This is a genomic window from Virgibacillus sp., assembly GCF_013393565.1.
GTDB classification, from domain to species: domain Bacteria; phylum Bacillota; class Bacilli; order Bacillales; family Amphibacillaceae; genus Virgibacillus; species Virgibacillus dokdonensis.
Genome location: NZ_JABXHF010000017.1, coordinates 39,324 through 58,436, shown reverse-complemented (window position 1 = coordinate 58,436; position 19,113 = coordinate 39,324). Strand labels below are relative to the sequence as shown.

Annotated in this window: 20 protein-coding genes; 16 read left to right on the top strand and 4 right to left on the bottom strand. The window is 35.5% G+C overall.

The annotated features are described in order from the left end of the window. A partial coding sequence (locus HLX49_RS05455) for a sensor domain-containing diguanylate cyclase (protein ID WP_296360961.1) occupies positions 1–1,212 on the top strand: 1,212 nt, incomplete at its 5' end. A 111-nt stretch (positions 1,213–1,323) separates the two neighbouring features. Here the strand turns inward: HLX49_RS05455 and HLX49_RS05450 are convergent. Further along, the gene (locus HLX49_RS05450; protein WP_296360960.1) at positions 1,324–1,830 is read right to left on the bottom strand and encodes a GAF domain-containing protein; all 507 of its coding nucleotides are present in this window, start codon (positions 1,828–1,830) and stop codon (positions 1,324–1,326) included. Between the two features lie 115 nt (positions 1,831–1,945). Here HLX49_RS05450 and refZ point away from each other — a divergent pair, with 115 nt between their 5' ends. From refZ to HLX49_RS05425, 5 genes are all read left to right on the top strand, one after another. Next, on the top strand, positions 1,946–2,566 hold the full coding sequence (refZ, locus tag HLX49_RS05445; protein ID WP_077703265.1) for a forespore capture DNA-binding protein RefZ: 621 nt from the start codon (positions 1,946–1,948) through the stop codon (positions 2,564–2,566). A 451-nt stretch (positions 2,567–3,017) separates the two neighbouring features. Further along, positions 3,018–4,712 carry a septation ring formation regulator EzrA gene (ezrA, locus tag HLX49_RS05440; RefSeq protein ID WP_296360959.1) on the top strand — a complete coding sequence of 565 codons (1,695 nt, stop codon included), beginning with the start codon at positions 3,018–3,020 and terminating at the stop codon, positions 4,710–4,712. A 252-nt stretch (positions 4,713–4,964) separates the two neighbouring features. Continuing rightward, positions 4,965–6,104, top strand: a complete 1,140-nt coding sequence (locus HLX49_RS05435) for a cysteine desulfurase family protein (RefSeq protein ID WP_296360958.1) — start codon at positions 4,965–4,967, stop codon at positions 6,102–6,104. Between the two features lie 7 nt (positions 6,105–6,111). Next, the gene (thiI, locus tag HLX49_RS05430; RefSeq protein WP_077703268.1) at positions 6,112–7,305 is read left to right on the top strand and encodes a tRNA uracil 4-sulfurtransferase ThiI; all 1,194 of its coding nucleotides are present in this window, start codon (positions 6,112–6,114) and stop codon (positions 7,303–7,305) included. 261 nt (positions 7,306–7,566) lie between these two features. Then, positions 7,567–7,770: an alpha/beta-type small acid-soluble spore protein gene (locus HLX49_RS05425; protein WP_073010034.1), complete on the top strand. Its 204-nt coding sequence runs from the start codon at positions 7,567–7,569 to the stop codon at positions 7,768–7,770. A gap of 105 nt (positions 7,771–7,875) precedes the next feature. Here the strand turns inward: HLX49_RS05425 and HLX49_RS05420 are convergent, their stop codons facing one another. Further along, the gene (locus tag HLX49_RS05420; protein ID WP_101933770.1) at positions 7,876–8,673 is read right to left on the bottom strand and encodes an NAD kinase; all 798 of its coding nucleotides are present in this window, start codon (positions 8,671–8,673) and stop codon (positions 7,876–7,878) included. Positions 8,674–8,843: 170 nt separating this feature from the next. On the opposite strand from HLX49_RS05420, the gene HLX49_RS05415 reads away from it, so the two are divergent. From HLX49_RS05415 to HLX49_RS05395, 5 genes are all read left to right on the top strand, one after another. Continuing rightward, on the top strand, positions 8,844–9,410 hold the full coding sequence (locus tag HLX49_RS05415) for a DUF2953 domain-containing protein (protein WP_077703270.1): 567 nt from the start codon (positions 8,844–8,846) through the stop codon (positions 9,408–9,410). A 15-nt stretch (positions 9,411–9,425) separates the two neighbouring features. Next, complete coding sequence (gene ytfJ / locus HLX49_RS05410) at positions 9,426–9,881, top strand: GerW family sporulation protein (RefSeq protein ID WP_296360957.1); 456 nt, start codon at positions 9,426–9,428, stop codon at positions 9,879–9,881. Between the two features lie 245 nt (positions 9,882–10,126). Continuing rightward, entirely contained in the window at positions 10,127–10,627 is a 501-nt protein-coding gene (gene tpx / locus HLX49_RS05405) for a thiol peroxidase (protein ID WP_077703272.1), read from the top strand. A 126-nt stretch (positions 10,628–10,753) separates the two neighbouring features. After that, a complete protein-coding gene (locus HLX49_RS05400) occupies positions 10,754–11,749 on the top strand; it encodes a class I SAM-dependent methyltransferase (protein ID WP_077703273.1) in 996 nt (331 codons plus the stop codon). Between the two features lie 6 nt (positions 11,750–11,755). Next, positions 11,756–12,946 (top strand): acetate kinase, encoded by a 1,191-nt coding sequence (locus HLX49_RS05395; RefSeq protein WP_077703274.1) that lies wholly within the window; start codon positions 11,756–11,758, stop codon positions 12,944–12,946. 116 nt (positions 12,947–13,062) lie between these two features. Here the strand turns inward: HLX49_RS05395 and HLX49_RS05390 are convergent, their stop codons facing one another. Continuing rightward, positions 13,063–13,494 carry a universal stress protein gene (locus HLX49_RS05390; RefSeq protein ID WP_077703275.1) on the bottom strand — a complete coding sequence of 144 codons (432 nt, stop codon included), beginning with the start codon at positions 13,492–13,494 and terminating at the stop codon, positions 13,063–13,065. 178 nt (positions 13,495–13,672) lie between these two features. Here HLX49_RS05390 and HLX49_RS05385 point away from each other — a divergent pair, with 178 nt between their 5' ends. Both HLX49_RS05385 and ald read left to right on the top strand, forming a co-directional pair. Next, positions 13,673–13,837 (top strand): hypothetical protein, encoded by a 165-nt coding sequence (locus tag HLX49_RS05385; protein WP_164085509.1) that lies wholly within the window; start codon positions 13,673–13,675, stop codon positions 13,835–13,837. 282 nt (positions 13,838–14,119) lie between these two features. Next, positions 14,120–15,238 (top strand): alanine dehydrogenase, encoded by a 1,119-nt coding sequence (gene ald, locus HLX49_RS05380; RefSeq protein ID WP_077703276.1) that lies wholly within the window; start codon positions 14,120–14,122, stop codon positions 15,236–15,238. A gap of 285 nt (positions 15,239–15,523) precedes the next feature. Here the strand turns inward: ald and HLX49_RS05375 are convergent, their stop codons facing one another. Continuing rightward, a complete protein-coding gene (locus HLX49_RS05375; protein ID WP_296360956.1) occupies positions 15,524–16,621 on the bottom strand; it encodes a M24 family metallopeptidase in 1,098 nt (365 codons plus the stop codon). A gap of 353 nt (positions 16,622–16,974) precedes the next feature. On the opposite strand from HLX49_RS05375, the gene HLX49_RS05370 reads away from it, so the two are divergent. The 3 genes from HLX49_RS05370 (at position 16,975) to HLX49_RS05360 (ending at position 19,106) form a co-directional block, all read left to right on the top strand. Beyond that, positions 16,975–17,655 carry a metal-dependent hydrolase gene (locus HLX49_RS05370; protein WP_077703278.1) on the top strand — a complete coding sequence of 227 codons (681 nt, stop codon included), beginning with the start codon at positions 16,975–16,977 and terminating at the stop codon, positions 17,653–17,655. Positions 17,656–18,069: 414 nt separating this feature from the next. After that, positions 18,070–18,834 (top strand): prepilin peptidase, encoded by a 765-nt coding sequence (locus HLX49_RS05365; RefSeq protein ID WP_254843956.1) that lies wholly within the window; start codon positions 18,070–18,072, stop codon positions 18,832–18,834. Between the two features lie 41 nt (positions 18,835–18,875). Next, positions 18,876–19,106 carry a hypothetical protein gene (locus HLX49_RS05360; protein ID WP_077703280.1) on the top strand — a complete coding sequence of 77 codons (231 nt, stop codon included), beginning with the start codon at positions 18,876–18,878 and terminating at the stop codon, positions 19,104–19,106. Positions 19,107–19,113 lie beyond the last annotated feature (7 nt).

Here is a 19,113-nt window from a genome sequence, read left to right as displayed (position 1 = left end):
ACGGAAATAGATGTTGATTATCCAATAGAGCCAATTGAATATAATGATAAACAGTCAGTAAGTTTGAGTACCAAGGCATTTATATCTGGAGAGGTGCAAGTTGAAAAACAATTAGAAACTGTATCCAGCATTTTCTTGCCGTTAACAGGAAACCAAGGCGTTTATGGTGTCATTCAATTATTTGGGAAAGGTGGGCATAATTTTTCAAACCAAGATATTTTATTTGTGACTAATGTAGCGAAAACGGCAGGGAAGGCAATTGAAAATGCTAGTCTAATGGAGCATAACAAACGACTCATTTCAGAATTAAAATTAATTAATGACGTCACGCATCACCTTAATTCCAACTTAGATTTGAAGGATATTGCGGAGTACATACGAGACACCATTCTAGAAATATGTGAAGCGCAGGAAATTGGCTTTATTTTTTATACAGAAACTGGAGAGATGACAATTTTACAAGCAAGCACAGATTATTTTCATGGTTCTGATAGCTTTACTACGTTTTTAATGGAGCAAGAGATGCGAGCAACCTTTCATGGAAATTACAATGCCTTTCCTGATTTGCCATATCGCTCTTTAATATGTATTCCTTTGCAGCAAGGAGTAAAAGTTTATGGCATGGTAGTACTTATGCATTCTTCTTCTTATTTCTTTTCCTTTGAGATGTTTAAATTTATGCAATCACTTATTCAGCATTGTTCTTTAGCGTTCTTTAACACTATTTTAAAAGAAGAACTTCAAAAAGCAGTGATTACAGATGATTTAACGAAACTTTATTCGAGGAATTACTTAGAAGGAAAAATTAGTCAACAGCGACAAATAACACGAAATGGTTCTTTAATTCTTTTTGATATTGATGATTTTAAGAAAGTAAACGATACATATGGACACCATATTGGTGATAATGTGTTAAAACAAGTAGCGAAAATTATTCGGCAATTTTCGAATCATCACGCAATCCCAGCGAGATGGGGTGGGGAAGAGTTAGCGATTTACACACCGGATAAGGAAATTAACGAAGTGGTAGTATTGGCAGAAGAAATTTGCAACTATGTGGAAAATAATACGGATCCGCCGGTAACGCTATCTTGTGGTGTGTCTACTTGGAAAAACAACTGCAATGATTCTATTAGTGAGTTATTTGTTCGTGCAGATCGTGCACTTTACAAGGCAAAGCATAGAGGTAAAAATAGTGTTGTAAGAGGGTAGGTGTAATAAAAGAAGTACTTAACTTGAAAAAAATGGTGCAAGCCCCACCCTATGACAGTGTAAAAAACTACAGCTTCCGCTATAGAGCGTTGGCGGTAAGCCAAGATTTTTCTAATAAGTCGTTTCAGACATTTTTAAATAGTACTGCAACGTTTGAACGAATTTCTCCAAATAAATTCGATCTGTTTCATCAAATCGATCATGTATAGGGCTATCAATATCTAGCACGCCAAATATTTTATCATCTAGTATAATAGGTACGACTATTTCCGAATTAGTGTCCCCGTCGCAAGCAATATGACCAGGGAATTGGTGGACATCTGCAAGAAGTTGCGTCTTTTTTTTCGCAATAGCTGTACCACAAACGCCTTTTCCATAACCAATTCGAATACAAGCTGGTAAACCTTGAAAAGGTCCTAGTACTAATTCATTTTCTTCTTCTTTCCAAATATAAAATCCAACCCAGTTTGTGTTATCTAGAAATTGGTTTAAAAGCGCAGATGTATTAGAAAGAATGGCTATTTCATCTTGTTCACCATCGCTTAACGCTTGAAGCTGTCGAATTAACAAATCATAATCTCTCTGTTTATCTCCCGAATAATAAATAGTTTGAAACATAAAAAACGTCCCCTTTATTAAAGTTGATTTCGACAAAGGTGTTATTTTTGTCGAGTAAAAAATGCAGGATAAGTGATTCCGTTTGTCGTAAAGTTGATATAAGGAGTTGAATAAGATGAAAATGAATCCCTCGAAACAAAAGGTTATTGAAGCGGCTACTGAACTCTTTTTTCAAAAAGGGTTTCATGGTACATCTGTACGTGATATTGCAGATAAAGCAAGAGTCAATGTATCCTTAATCAGCTATTATTTCAAAGGAAAACAAGGTTTACTTGAATTCGCTGTTACAGACTATTATGAAAAATACCTTGAAACAGTAGAAGCTACCATTGAACAGAATCAACATCTAAACAAATTGCATCAATTAAAAGAATTAATTTTTTTTATTATACAGTATAAACAAACAAAGCATCAATTCTCTTGTTTTATCCACAGAGAGTTGTCATTAGATTCCGTTTTTGTAAGAGAAATTTCTGTTACATACTTAGCGAAGGAAAATCATCTATTGACTCAAGCGTTTTACGGAGTGCTAGATGAGCAACGGACATCAATTAATGATCGAACCTATTTGTTTATGCAATTGAAAGGTATGTTAGTAACACCATATATGATGCCGAATGAATGGAAACATCAAATAATTGGAGAATACTCGCACCAAATCTTTGTTCGGAATTATGTGAAAACAATTCATGACTGGCTTGATTGTTTAGTTATGAAGCAAAAAAATTATGTATAAAGGATAAGTTTGATAGCCAAATAAAGTTATCTCGTATAAGGTTTACTGATTGTATAATGAGAGAAATACTTGCTAGGGGTTATTTTTGTTTATCAAACGTAATATTTTTAACGATTATGCAATTAATTTGTATTTTTTTAGCAAAAGGTACGTGGAACATGGTATTATAATAGGTAGATTTATTATGATTCGCTGAATATAATGTTAAAAAACCATTCTCTAATTTTGTTATTATAAATATACCTATACGAACTACAGTCGAAAGTTGTGTGTATTTCCAACTTCCCTGGTTTAAGAGAATGTTTGTTATATATAAGAGTTACGTGATACCTGGACACCGCGTGAGTAGCGGTTTCAATTAAATACAGAAGGCGCACCGTTTTGATTATCGAAGCGTTGTAATTGAAAAATTAGGAATAGGTTCTTAGGAGATTTAGTTGGGAGGCATTTTATGGCATACATCATTGGCATTATACTTGTAGTTATCGCACTTGTTATTACAGGACTAATTTTACGTAAAAGGGTATATGATGTTGTCGATCGCAATGAAGCTTGGAAAATGGATATCATGGGTCGAAACATCAATGCCGAGCTCTCCCGTATAAAAATACTTAACTTATCTGGAGAAACGCAAGATAAGTTTGAGGCGTGGAAAGAGCGTTGGGAACATATTGTTACAAAGGAATTAACAGATATTGAGGAGCATTTGTTTGATGCGGAGGAAGCGGCAGACCGTTATCGCTTTTCAAAAGCAAAAAAAACTTTAGTAGAAGTGGAAAAAATACTTCAAAAAGTAGAAATGGAAATTGAACAAATTATTAAAGAAGTGGATGAGTTACTCAATTCTGAGGCAGAGAGTCGAAAAGAAATGGAATATGTTGAACCAGCGCTAAAAGATTTGCGGAAGAAACTATCGCAAAATCGTTATCAATATGGGAAAGCAGAGAGTTATTTTGAAACAAAATTAGATGAACTGTTTAAAGAGCTTGCTTCTTACTATGAACTAATAGAAGAAGGGAATTACATAGAGGCAAAACAATTGGTTGATAATCTAAACATATCTCTTGATCATTTGCAAATACAGCTTGAGGAATTTCCACATGTATATAAAATGTGTAAACAAGAGCTTCCTTCTCAATTAGATGATCTACTTTCGGGAATTAAGGAAATGAAAAGTGAAGGGTACCGCGTTGAGCACCTTGCGTTTGAAAAAGAAATTCGCAACTATCAGCAAAAGCTTACACAGATCGTGGATAAACTGGATAAAGGTGACATGGCTAATGGCGAGACATTAATTGAAGAGATCGAAACACGTTCCAAAGAAATGTATCAATTATTGGAAAAAGAGGCAATTGCTAAAAATTATGTGGAAACAAAATTACCCACTTATCAACAAACGATGCAAGAAGTTACAGCTACTTTTAATGACACAAAGCAAGAGGTAGAGCAGCTACAAAAGGCTTATTATTTTGAAGATAGTGATATGGAAAAATATATATCTTTGGAAAAATTAATTTCGAAATTAAATTCACAAATGGAAACAGTCGTCTCCGATATGGAAGAAGAAAAATCGCCGCATACAAAGCTTCGTAAAGAAATAGAAGAAGCACTTGAAGAAATTGAGACATTAAAAGAAAGCCATAAAGCATTCAAAAAACGAATTCAAAATCTACGCAAAGATGAGCTAAAGGCTAAGGAAATGTTGACAGAAATGCGGAATGAGTTGTATTCTGTACAACGAAAGCTTAAAAAGAGTAATGTTCCTGGAGTTCCTACATTTATTTGGAATCTTATGGAAACAGCTAATGATAAAAATCAACGTGTTGTAAAAGCATTAGAAAATCAGCCTTTAGAGATGGCAGAAGTGCAACAAGCATTAAATGATGCGAAAAACGCTGTGACCTATTGTGTAGAACAAACAGAATTGATGTTAGAACAAGCCTATTTGACTGAGCAGGTCATTCAATATGCGAACCGATACCGGAGCCAATACCCGCTGTTAGCGGAAAAATTGGCGGAGTCGGAGCGTTTATTTAGGAATTATGAATATGAATTAGCACTTGAGAATGCGGCTAAAGCAATTGAAGAGGTAGAGCCGGGAGCCCTAAAGCGCATTGAGGCTTACCAATCTGCTGTTGAGGAATAAGTATATACAAGGTCGTATGGAAAAAGGATATGCATTCGATGGTATCCTTTTTTTACTTTAAAATAGGTAATTAGAAGAACTTGAGTTATCGCCAAAAGCTGTAGTTTTTCTTACTATAAACCTTTGTTTTTATATTTATCCATAGATAACATGGCTTGTCGCCATAAAAATTTAGCGACAAGCCAAGTTTTTTGTAACACGTTTTAACTTGGGTATGAAACATAAAAAAAGAGAGGTATGGCAATATAGAAAATGATTTATTTAGATAATAGTGCAACTACTAAACCAGAAGCATCTGTGTTAAAAAGCTATGAAAAAGTGTCCATGAATTTTTTTGCGAATCCTTCCTCTATCCATTCACTAGGGGGAGAATCGGAGAAGTTGTTGCATCAAGCAAAAGGCGAGGCAGCTAAGTTATTAGAAGTTGCTCCTTCCGAAATTGTATTTACTTCTGGTGGAACGGAAGGGAATAATCTTGCAATTAAAGGAATTGCTTTTGAACATCAGCATAGAGGAAAGCATATAATTACAACTGCTATTGAGCATGCATCTGTATACGAGGCGTGCAAAGGCCTAGAAACATTAGGTTTTGATGTCACCTATTTACCTGTTAATCAAGAGGGTGTTATTAATTTAAATGATTTACAGGCGGCCATTCAAGATGACACAATTTTAATAAGTATCATGCACGTAAATAGCGAGCTTGGATCGATACAACCTATTGAGGGAATTGCAAAAATTGCCGAACATTATCCAAAATTATTCTTCCATGTTGACTATGTGCAGGGGTTAGGCAAAGTGCCTTTGACTCTCACAGATAGTGGAATAGATCTGTGTACAATGTCAGGCCATAAAATCCATGGTTTAAAAGGAACTGGTATTTTATATGTGAAAGATCGAACCACACTCTATCCATTATTTCATGGAGGGTCTCAGGAACAAGGAATACGTTCTGGAACAGAAAACCTGCCAGGAGCAGTTTCATTCATAAAAGCATTACGATTGATTTTGGAAAAAGAAAAAAATCAAAGAGACGACCTAATACAAATGCAACAATACATTCGTAAGGAGCTAGAGGAACTGCCGGATGTTTTTATTAATACACCGTTACATGCAGCACCACACATTATCAATTTTTCTGTTCCTGATATAAAGCCAGAGGTTCTCATTCACACACTAGCCAATCATGGTATTTATATTTCAACAAAGTCCGCTTGTTCTTCTAAGCAATCCGAGGAAAGTAGGATTCTTATAGGTTGCGGTTTACCTAAGTCAAGGGCAACATCTGCACTTCGTATTAGCCTTTCCTATATGAATACAATGGAAGAGTTACAAAGATTTATTAATATATTAAGCAAGAGTATACAGCAATTAAAAAATGTACTGGGGTAGATATATTATGCAATACGATCATATATTAATTCGTTACGGAGAAATGGCTTTAAAAGGAAAAAATATGAAAGCATTTGTTCTTCGTTTACAAGAGAATATTCAAAGTAAGTTGCAGGATTATAAAAATGTAAAGGTAAAACGCACGCAAGGAAGAATGTTTATTTTATTAAATGGTCATGATCCAGAACCGATCATAGCGAAGTGTAAATATATTTTTGGTATTCAGAGTTTAAGCTTGGCCATTAAAGAAGAAAATGAACCTGAAAATATTAAAGTAGCAGCGTTATATGCACTAAAGAAAAATACTGCTGCTAAGACATTTAAAGTGACAGTAAAGCGCATAAACAAAGCCTTTCCAGTCCGATCGCAAGAATTTAACCATGTAGTAGGACGATATTTGTTATTGAATACAAATGGTATTACAGTAGATGTTCATCACCCAGATATAGAAATTAAAATTGAAATTCGCCATGAAGCAACGTATATTACGTCCAGTGTTGTCCAAGGAGCTGGTGGGTTACCAGTTGGCACTTCGGGTAAATCGTTATTGCTATTATCCGGCGGAATTGATAGTCCTGTAGCTGGTTATCTAGCAATGAAACGAGGTGTTCAATTGGAGGCTATACACTTCCATTCCCCGCCATTTACGAGCGAGCGAGCAAAGCAAAAAGTGCTTGATTTGGCTAAACAATTGACACATTTTGGGAAATCTATTCAAGTTCATCTGGTGCCATTTACGAAGTTACAACAGGAAATATTTCGGCAAGTGCCCGATGGTTATGCAATGACGATTATGCGTCGAGTAATGATGCAAATTAGTGAAAAAATTTGTCAAGATCATTCCATTTTATCCTTAACTACAGGAGAAAATTTAGGTCAAGTTGCTAGTCAAACGATGGAAAGCATGCATGTTATTAATGAAGTTACAAACTTGCCTATACTGAGGCCATTGGTTGCAATGGATAAAACAGAAATTATTGACATAGCTAAAAGAATTGGCACATATGAGACCTCCATTCTCCCTTATGAAGATTGCTGTACGGTCTTTGTGCCAAAATCTCCAAAAACCAAACCAAAAAGAGATAAAGCTAACCATTTTGAAGCAAAAGCAGATTTCACGAAGTTAATGGATGACGCTATAATGGAAGTGGAGACAATTAAAATTACTTCTAACGAAAATGCTTACGTTGATTTATTTTAAGACAAAATGAATGGCTTGACATAATTGACGTTTTGTCGGTGATGTTTTTGTTTCTGGCCACTTATTCTAAGAATTTTTAGTGGAATATACGCTGTTTAGTTAGACGTGGCATCTTCTTGTGAAAGGTCTTATGGTACTTTGTTGTGTTTGGGTTATTTTAATGTAACATCTATTCAATTATTTACAGTAACTACCAAACAAAATTATGAATGGATTTTCTTCTTGGTACACATTCTATAAGTACCAAGGAGGTGATTTAATATGGCAACTAACAATTCAAATCAATTAGTAGTCCCTGGTGTACAACAAGCTCTAGATCAAATGAAGTATGAAATTGCTCAAGAATTTGGTGTTCAATTAGGACCGGATTCAACTTCTCGCTCTAACGGATCTGTTGGTGGGGAAATTACGAAACGTCTAGTACAAATGGCAGAGCAACAATTTGGTGGTCAACAAACTTACTAAAATAATATGTATGGTAGAAGAGGACTATCCGTTAAAGGGTAGTCCTTTTATTTGCTTTAAAAACTAAATTTCGCAATGCGTAGAAGAAGCAGGGTATAAACTAACTTACAGAAAGGTTCGTTTGACACGATCCCAGAAAGAGTTATTCTTTAATTTTACAGTTTTTACAACTTTGTCGCTTAAAGTAACAGTGATATCCTGAATGTTTTTAATGGAATATGCTTCATTATCAAGGCCAATAATTGGGTAATCATTTCCATCTTGACGCACAGACAAACGTAAAGTTCTGTCTTTGTTAAGTATAAAAGAAGAACCAAGTGTACGATAACGGTTATTGTTAATGGATGCCAGTTCTGTTACTTGGAAACAAGGAATGCGAGGGTCTATAACAGCACCATTTGTAGATTTATTATATCCTGTACTCCCAGTAGGAGTAGCAACAATTAAACCATCTCCGCGAAATGTTTCAAAATGTTGCTCATCAATGAATACATCCATCACAATGGACTTAATAATGGTAGAGCGAACACTTAGTTCGTTAAGGCAAAAGAAGCTAGTTTCATCGTTAATATTTGCTTTAATAATAGGAAAACGTCGTATTTCAAGTTCTTCATGCTGCATAGTATGCATCATTTTATCAAAATTGTCCAAATGAAAATCACAATATAAACTGGATTCTCCTGAGCGATTAATTCCAATATAAATGCAATCTTGGCGGTATTGTGTTTTTCTAGCTGCCTGCAGAAAAGCACCATCGCCACCGATACTCACAATTATATTTGCGTGTTTAGCATCTTCTACAACTTTAAAACCGTTTTCAATTGCGGCATGATGAAGAGTTGCTATCTTTTCTTCTATACCGGTTGGATTTAAGTAGTAAAAAAACAAGTTATTTCGTTCCATCCTATTATACCCTCCGTCTATGTAAGCTTCTATGTCGTTTTAATATGAAAGATTGTTTCACTTCATTCTACCATGTTTATCAAAAGTTTTAAAAATAAATACCGTTTGTAGTTAATTTTGGATAAAAATAGAATTGCAGTAGAATAATACCTTGTAATGGGGTGAAAAGCGTGTGGATTACATTTTGGGTTTTATTTATTTTGTTAATAACTATGATCATGATTTGTTCAATTAATTGGAAGATGAGTATTCGCATTGAATATTCTTCAACACAATTTATGTTACATATAAAAATAAGTTGGCTTTTTATTCAAATAGTAAATAAGACAATTCAACTTCAGCAACTGGAAACGTATGAAGAGCGTTCTTTTGATTCTTTATCTGACCAGTTACAAAAAATGTATCGTCTTCTAAAAGAGATCAATGCCATAGCCAAAGCTACTTTACAACATATAGTTATTCAGCAATGGCAATGGTATACGAAAGGAGGGACAGGAGATGCTGCTGTAACAGGCACACTTTCTGGTTTCGTTTGGGGAATTAAAGGTGTCATAACTAGCTGGATTATGGGGAAAAGTAAGCAAAGTTGCAAATCAGACTTGCAAGTGCAACCTTTATTTCAACAAAGATATTTAGAGGTGTATTTTTCTTGTATGGTATCCATTAAAATCACACAAGCTATAACTAGTTTTATACAAGTGTTACGAATAGTAGATATGCAAACAAAGCAAAGTTAAAGGAGTGTAAAGTATATGGAAGATCATCCAATACAAGGTTTAATGACAACAGCAATGGAAAACTTAAAGGATATGGTGGAGGCAAATACCATTATAGGTAATCCTGTACAATCTCCAGACGGTAGTATAATTATTCCTGTATCTAAGGTTGGGTTTGGTTTTGCAGCAGGCGGCAGCGAATTTCAATCAACAAGTAACCTTTCATCAGACAGTGAAGCGACATTGCCTTTTGGCGGTGGTAGTGGAGGTGGTGTATCCATTACACCTGTAGCCTTTTTAATCGCAAGTAATCAAGGAATTAAGATGGTGCATTTGGATGAGCAAACACATATTTATGAAAAAATGTTGCATTTTGCTCCTCAAGTTGTCGAAAAAGTACAAGAGATTATTCAATCTGCTGATAAAAAAAAGTCATCGAAGAAAGATACCGAAAAAAAAGATAAACAAGCTCCGACGCAATATGATGTTTGATTTAGGAGCAAGGATTACTTTCTTTTGGGGTGATTCTGTAAAAAGGAAAATTATTATTTTCCTATAAAATGGCAATTGGAGTGGTTTTTACACAGAATAGACGAAACAAAGTTGAATGCAAGTAAACAAAAATGAAAGCGGTTGTTATTTTGTTCACAAATTATTCCTCGTAAAATAGTGGACATGGATCATGAATCAATTCATAATAGTAGGGGAATACAATTATTTAGGAAGGAATGATTCTTATGGCAAATGTGACATTCCAACATAAACCAGTTACCCTGTTAGGTACAGAGGTGCAAGTTGGTGATCAAGCACCAAATTTCAGGGTATTGACGACTGATTTACAAGATGCAACGTTGGATGATTACAAGGGAAAAATAAAGCTAATCAGTGTTGTTCCTTCGATTGATACTGGTGTATGTGCTGATCAAACAAAGCGGTTTAATGAAGAAGCATCCGCAATAGGTAACGTTCAAGTACTAACAGTGAGTATGGATTTGCCTTTTGCACAAAAGCGTTGGGTAACCGAGCATAATATCGATAAATTAGAAATGTTATCCGACCACCGTAATGCAAATTTTGGTCATCAATACGGAGTTCTTATAAAAGAATTACGCTTACTGACGCGAGCTATTTTTATCATCGATCGTAACGACAAAGTTCAATACGTAGAATATGTGAGTGAAGTGAGCAATCATCCAGATTATGAAGCTGCTCTGGAGGCTGCGAAAAAAGCAATTTAACATCTCTCTCCATTGGGAGGGGGATTTTTACTGTCCAATCGGGTGAAAGCACAATTCATTGTATTCATTTAATCCTTTTGATACAATAGATGACGCTTTATAGCAACCGAATGGAGGCTGCAATGAATGAAGAATTCAAAATCAAATGTAGAGACACTTTATAGTTGGATAGATGAGATTACTACAACTATCCAAGAATATGTGAATGAAACTTATTTAGACAGCTTGATATATGCACAAGAATGTATTTTTCACTGCACACCTACGATAAATCATGACGAACAACTAACTCATAAGCTGGAAACATTATTACAAACCACATCCATAGCTGACTATACAGTTGAAGAGATTAGAAAGGCAAATCAGCTAGCAATATTAAAAGGAATGAAAGGCTCAATTCAAGCACAGCATATGATGACTCCTGAAACAATTGCTTTAATTATTGCTTATCTAAGCAACAAACTAATGGAAGGGCAAAAATCAATTCGTATTTTTGATCCAGCAAGCGGTACTGGAAACTTGTTGACAACTGTGTATAGCCAACTTCCTCAAGATAAAGAAGCGTATGCAAGTGAAGTCGATCCAACATTAATTCAACTAGGTGTATGGAATGCCAATCTACAAAAGCAGCAAATTGAATTTTTTCACCAAGATAGTTTGCAACCTTTTTTACTAGACCCGGTTGATTTAGTTGTAGCAGATTTACCAGTGGGCTATTATCCTGACGACATGCAGGCGTCACGCTTTGAATTACAAGCAAAAGAAGGACATTCCTATGCACATCATTTATTTATGGAGCAAAGTCTTAAATATACTGTAGATGGAGCATATCTTTTATTTGTTATTCCTGAGTTTTTGTTTGAAAGTGATCAAGCAGATCAATTAAAGAAATTTTTACATGAACATGCACATATTGTAGGACTACTAGGTTTACCTGATACAGCATTCCAAACAGATAAACAAAAAAAGAGTATTTTAATTTTACAAAAAAAAGGTCACCATACCACCACTCCTAAACAACCATTATTGGTGAAAATGCCTTCTTTTTCAAATACCAATGCAATGGGAGATATTTTAGGTCAAATAAATAATTGGTTCCAAACGTATAAAAAGAGGAGTTGAACAGCAATGAGTAACGTATTGGCTATTAATGCCGGTAGTTCATCTTTGAAATTCCAACTAATAAAAATGCCAGAAGAAACGGTTCTTGCTAAAGGGCTTGTAGAAAGAATTGGTCTTCATGAAGCTATCTTTGAAATGAAAGCACAAGAGAAAAAAGAGAAATTCGTAGGTGATATTCCTAATCATGAAGAAGCTGTAAGGAAATTATTAGAAGGTTTGAAAAAATCAGGCGTCATTACGTCACTTGATCAAATTAATGCAGTAGGTCATCGTATTGTTCATGGAGGAGAAAAATTTAGCGATTCTGTGTTAATAACTGAACATGTTATTCAAGGAATTGAAGAAATTTCTGAATTGGCTCCTTTGCACAATCCAGCACATTTAACAGGCATTCATGCATTTCGCCATATCTTGCCAGAAGTGCCTATGGTTGCTGTGTTTGATACTGCATTTCATCAAACAATGCCGCCTTCATCTTACTTATATAGTTTGCCATATAATTATTATGAAGATTATGGTATTCGTAAATATGGTTTCCATGGAACATCGCATAAATACGTTTCCCAGCGTGCAGCAGAATTGTTAGGTGCGCCACTTGAAAATTTAAGGTTAATCTCTTGTCACTTAGGAAATGGGTCTAGTATCGCTGCTATTCAAGGTGGAAAATCACTTGATACGTCAATGGGATTCACACCACTAGCTGGTTTAACAATGGGGACTCGCTCTGGAGACATTGATCCAGCACTTATACCATATATTATGGAAAAAACAGGGAAATCAGCTTCAGAAGTCGTTCATGTGCTAAATAAAGAAAGTGGTATGTTAGCTCTATCTGGTTTTTCTAGTGATTTAAGGGACATTGAGCAAAAGGCTGAAGAGGATACTAGAGCTAAGCTAGCATTAGATGTATTTGCTGAACGTATCCATAAATACTTAGGTTCTTATGCAGCTAAAATGAGTGGCGTCGATGCCATCATTTTCACAGCTGGTGTTGGAGAAAACAGTGTATTAATTCGAGAAAAAGTTTTACGCGGCTTAGAGTTTATGGGTGTATACTGGGACCCTACATTGAATAACACACGAGGAAAAGAACAATTTGTTAATTATCCTCATTCCCCTGTAAAAGTAATCATTATTCCTACAAATGAAGAAGTAATGATTGCAAGGGATACAGTTCGACTAACAGAATCAATTTAATTAAAAAGGTTTTGCGTGGTTTAGCCATGACAAAACCTTTTTAAAAACTTGTTGCTATAGTAAAAACAGTTCAGACAGCGCTTCGCTAACGGAAGCGCTGTGTACGGTTAAAGCCTTTATCGAACGACAAGAACGTCACATGTAGCGTAACGAGTAATGTTTTCGGATACGCTTCCAATTAAAAATCTTTCTACCGCGTTCATACCTGTTGCTCCACAAATAATTAAATCCGCTTCAAATTGTTTGGCAATATCTTTTGCGATTTTTACTTTCGGAGATCCATATTCCACACAACGTACTAAATCGTCCACTCCCGCTCCTTTAGCGTTATCAACATAAGTATCTAGTAGCTCTTTTGCATACTCATCTGCTCTTTCTGCTAAAGTACGATCGTATGCTTCTGCAGTAGCAAATGTTCGAGAATCAACAACATGTGCTAGAATGAGCCTTGCATCGTTATTCCTTTTGGCGATAGCGAGTGATTTCTTAAATGCTTTTTCAGATGCTTCAGATCCATCTACAGCAACAACAATATTTTTATATTCCACTTTTCATCTCCCCTTCCTATTTCCACTATATACCCATTTTACTTTTACAACAATCAATATATGGTGTTTTTGTTAAAATAATATTATAATATCGCTACATATCAAGGCAATACTATAAGTAAGTTCAAAAGCAATTTCGCTTTTGCTACAATCTCTATTCAGTGAAAGAGGGATATATTTGGCGAAAAATAATCAGCAAAATCATGGTTCTAAGAAATTGTTTACAGATGAAAAAGGTGTAGAGGCAGTTCGAAATCAGTTAAATGAAAGCTATCAAAGTGGGGTTGTGGAACAACTGCATAATAATAAGGGGATCTATACTTTTAATAATCGAAAAAATTAATTCTTCTTAATAGAGACTCTCGTCGCTACGGTTTTCCGTTAAAGACTAGTGAGTCTCTTTTCCTGTAGGCAAAGAAACGGTCGTTCATCATAATTTTTCTTCCTATCCCCTTCATTCCAATTGTTAATGATCACTTATCCCCATTTTAAACATTTTCATAAGCTGTTAGGAAATTTTTTCAAAAAAATGTATGTTTCAGTTTCTTTCTACTTCCTATTTTTTTAAATATTTGATACTGTTAGATTATAAATGAATTATATTTATGAAGGAGGTATTTACAAAATGAATATCGGAGTACCAAAAGAGATAAAAAACAATGAAAATAGGGTGGCCATGGCTCCGTCTGGTGTATTAACATTAACAAAGGCTGGTCATCAAATTTTCATGGAAACAAATGCAGGTTTAGGCTCAGGTTTTTCTGATGAGCAATACGTAAATGCTGGGGCTACCATTGTTTCAAGCCCGAAAGAAGCATGGTCACAAGAAATGGTAATGAAAGTAAAAGAGCCTTTACCAGAAGAATATAGTTATTTTTATGAAGGTCAAATTTTATTTACATATTTGCATTTAGCTGCAGAAGCAGAATTAACGAAGGAACTAGTTAATAAAAAAGTAACTGCAATTGCTTATGAGACAGTGCAATTACCAAATAATACATTGCCGCTTTTAACACCTATGAGTGAAGTAGCTGGGAAGATGGCTTCACAAATCGGCGCTCAGTTTCTAGAGAAAACAAAAGGTGGAAAAGGTATTCTGTTAAGCGGAATTCCTGGCGTCAGACGTGCCAAAATCACTATTATTGGTGGTGGAGTTGTTGGAACAAACGCGGCCAAAATAGCTGTCGGTTTAGGAGCAGATGTAACTCTAATTGATTTAAATCCAGAACGTTTACGACAGCTTGATGATATTTTTGGTTTCTCGATTAATACGATGATGTCGAATCCAATGAATATAAGTCTTGCTTTAGCTGAGTCGGATCTTGTCATAGGAGCCGTGCTAATCCCTGGAGCGAAAGCACCAAAATTAGTAACGGAAGAAATGGTACAAAATATGTCTGATGGGTCTGTCATTGTAGATGTAGCTATTGATCAAGGAGGAATATTTGAGACGAGTGATCATGTGACTACGCATGATGACCCAACTTATACGAAGCATGGTGTCTTACATTACTCGGTAGCTAATATGCCAGGAGCTGTTCCTAGAACGTCTACTATTGGGTTGACGAATGTCACTGTGCCATATGCTTTGCAATTGGCTAACTTTGGAGTCGAGACCGCTTTTCAAAATAACGAATCACTCTTAAAAGGGGTAAATACATGGAAAGGAATTGTAACTCATCAAGGTGTCGCAAATGCTCATGAAATGAACTATGTCGACCCACACACATTACTTGAGTTGTAATAATATATGAACCCAACATAAATAAGGTTTCTTGGTTTTTATCAAAGACCAAAGTCGCGGGGCGCCTGTTTTTAGTCGGCCTTCCTCTTAGCGACGAACCGATGATGCCTTAGCTTAGGATGATTTCGTGAAGTCGCCTAGTTGCTAGGCGATGGAGCTAGACGTGACTATTTGGTGATTTCTTTATCCATTTTATAATTTCCTGGACAATAAAAAAGCAGCGTGGCTACCCACCGCTGCTTCTTGTTACATTCATTGCTACACTTTCGATCATTTTTCAATTAACTAATCAACAATTATTAATTCCTTTGGAAATTGCGTTAAAACTTTTGGATCACTTTCTTTGATAAACAGCATATCTTCTATCCGTACACCTCCAATATTAGGTACGTAGATTCCTGGCTCAACAGTAAAGCACATATTTTCCTGCAATGGTAACGTGTTATCACTATGCATAGATGGATATTCGTGAGTTTGAATACCTAAACCGTGCCCAATTCGATGTGTGAAATAGTCCCCATATCCATTTGAGTTTATTTCGTTTCGTGCGACTTGATCTAATTTCCCTACAGCAACACCTGCTTTTGCTGTTTCTATCGTTTTTTGTTGTGCATGTAACACATTGTTATAGATACGATCTTGTTCCTTGGTAATCGATTTAAAGGCAACTGTTCTTGTAATATCAGAACAATAACCTTCATATACAACGCCTAAGTCAAATAAAACCAAATCACCTTTAGTTATTTTTTTCAACGATGGGTTCCCATGAGGAGAGGCTGTTTTTGTACCTGATAGAACGATCGTGGAAAACGACATCGCTTGCACACCTTGTTTTTTTAGTTCAAATTCAATTTTAGCGACAATTTCTAATTCCGTTATCCCTTCCTTTATTGCCTCAACCCCTGTTTTTATACCAAAATCGGCAAGTTCTGCTGCTGTTTTAAGCCTTTTGTATTCATATTCGTTTTTAATAAGCCTTAATTGAGCTAATAACGCTTCAGCTTGTCTAATTTCTGTTTGTGGTAAAATCTGTTGCAGCATAGTTTGACGGTCTAATGTAAAATGATTAAACTCCACACCAATTGTTTTCGGTATAGTTTCGTTTTTCTTTATTACTTTAGATAACATTTCCCAAGGGTTTTCGTGATCTTGATACGAAATAATAGAGTGTTTCCAACCTGCGTTTTTAGCATCTGCTTCCTCCATTGCAGGAAGGACGAGAATAGGGTCATCATGCTTACGTAAATATACAGCAACTAGACGTTCATGTGGGTCAGTAAAGTAATTCGTTATGTAATATACATTTGCCGGTGACGTGATTAAAATACTATCCATATGCTGCTGATCCATATGCTGTAAAAGTGTTTCGACTCTTTGTTCCATGATTATAACACTCCTTTATTGTTTGTGTACTATTATAACAAAGATGGTTTTAAGAAAGGTGTGAAATGAATGGAGAATGTAACGTGTCACAAAATGTTCTCTATTAGAAAGGATAAGAATTTTTGGTTTAACGTCTAGGAAAAACAAAGGCTTGGCGACAAGCCAAGTTTTACTAAAAATTATTGCTCAAAGAAAAATTTATCGGATAGGAAGCTGTTTTAATTTACTTTAGGTCACACTTGGTTACCTAACAAAAGCTCCAGTTCAAATGTGTAAAAAATAATCCCTTAGGGTATAAAACATATAGACAGGTTTGCTATAATGAATCAAAATACTTGAAAGGAGAGTTTGTTGTGAAAATATCTTATCATGGTCATTCTGTTGTACAAGTTGAAACCGATGAGCACAACATATTGATTGACCCATTCATTTCAGGAAATGAGGCATGTGATTTAGATGCTGAAACCGTTTCTCCAGATTACATTTTATTAACACATGGTCATAACGATCATGTGGGTGATACGATTTCGATTGCTAAGCGAACAAATGCAATGGTTATTGCGCCAAATGAATTAGCTGAATTTTTAGGAATAAAAGGTTTGCAAGTGCATCCAATGCATATCGGTGGGAAAAATAGCTTTGATTTCGGTACGGTAAAGTTTACACAAGCCTTCCACGGGTCAGCTTATACAGAAGAAGATGGCTCCATTGTTTATACTGGAATGCCCGCTGGTATATTACTTACTGTTGAAGGAAAAACCATTTACCATGCTGGAGATACAGGACTTTTCTCTGATTTAAAATTAATTGGTGAAATGAACGATATAGAGCTAGCATTTATTCCAATTGGGGATAATTTTACGATGGGTCCAGAAGACGCTCTCATTGCTGCGAAATGGGTGGGGGCTAAAACAGTTGTGCCAATTCATTACAATACTTTCCCCGTTATTGAACAAGATGCAGCTGCTTTTGCAAAGCAAGTCGAGCCTGGTAATGGAAAGGTAATGAAGATTGGTGAAGCTTTACATCTGTAATCGTTACAAGTCAACAGCCGTGGGTCCTCTACCCACGGTCTTTATAACTCCCTTTGGTCAAGACCTCGTCTTAAACCTCTTTACACTCAACATAAGATTTCTGTAAAGTCTTTATAACCCACTCAAATGTATAGTCAAAATGAAATAAAAATCCCCCGCTTAGTTATTGGTTTTAACTCCAGTGAAAAAACAATCTCATGTTTTGGTAGAAGTTTTTCTAAAAGCCCGACGTTCTTGAAGAAAACTCTTATATCAACTATAAATTTCAACAAATCTACGCCAAATTGTACGCTATGTTTAAAAGTGGTTCGTATAAAGTGCGTATTTCTTCTTAAGAAAAAATACCACTTTTTACATAAAATACACGAAAAATATAGGCGGAAAACTTGGTTTATTATTCAAGGAGATGATGTAGTGGAAATAGTTCGACTGTTATTTTTCTCATTAAGCGGTTTTATATTTGGATCTTTCTTTGTTGTTGTTGGTCTTCGTTTGCCGAAGCAGCAGCCGTTTACAACAGAGCGATCATGCTGTCCCAATTGTTGTATAAGGCTAAGCTGGTTTGAATTAATTCCTGTTTTATCCTATGCTTTTTTAAAACGTAGTTGCAGACATTGTAAAAATAAAATTTCCTCCATATATCCTATCATTGAAATATTGACTGCAGCCATGTTTACGATAAGCTATTCTATCATTGGTTGGAACCCGGAATTAGTTGTTGCTTTATTAGTTAGCTCATTACTTATCATTTGCCTGGTATCTGATATTTTCTACATGGTTATTCCCAATCAGTTACTATTATTTTTTCTTCCAGTGTTTATGTTGTTGCGTGTCCTAGAGCCGCTAGATCCTTGGTGGGATACATTTCAAGGTGGGCTAGTAGGTTTGCTTATCCCGTTATTGGTGGTTATTGTAAGCCACGGCGGGATGGGAATGGGGGATGTGAAATTATTTGGATTACTTGGCATCGTGTTAGGTACTACCAACCTTGTTCTCAGTTTCGTCCTTGCAAGTATTATTGGATCAATCATTGGTTTAGTGTTACTAGCATATAATCAAATAAGCTTAGGTAAGCCAACACCATTTGCTCCTTATATAGTAATCGGGACATGGATTGCTTATTTCTATGGAGATGCGATGATACATTGGTATATGACACGTTTTTTTACGCTACATTAAACGGTAGCTAAAGGTCTAAAACGATGAAAGGAGGAAAATAAATGAAAGGACAGTATGCGCTTTTAAGAATCTTGATTGCTGGATTTTTGTTATACGTAGCTTGGCCATTTATACCACAAAGTGTCACTTCTATTGAGCAATTGTTTTGGGGGAGTTGGCTATTCTTATTTTTGCTTGTAATTGGTGCAAATAGCGCTTCTTTATTACAAATAATTCAGCCTCCAATAATGGAACAGAAAAGAGAAAAACAGCGAAAAACCTATAATCATTGAGTTTCTA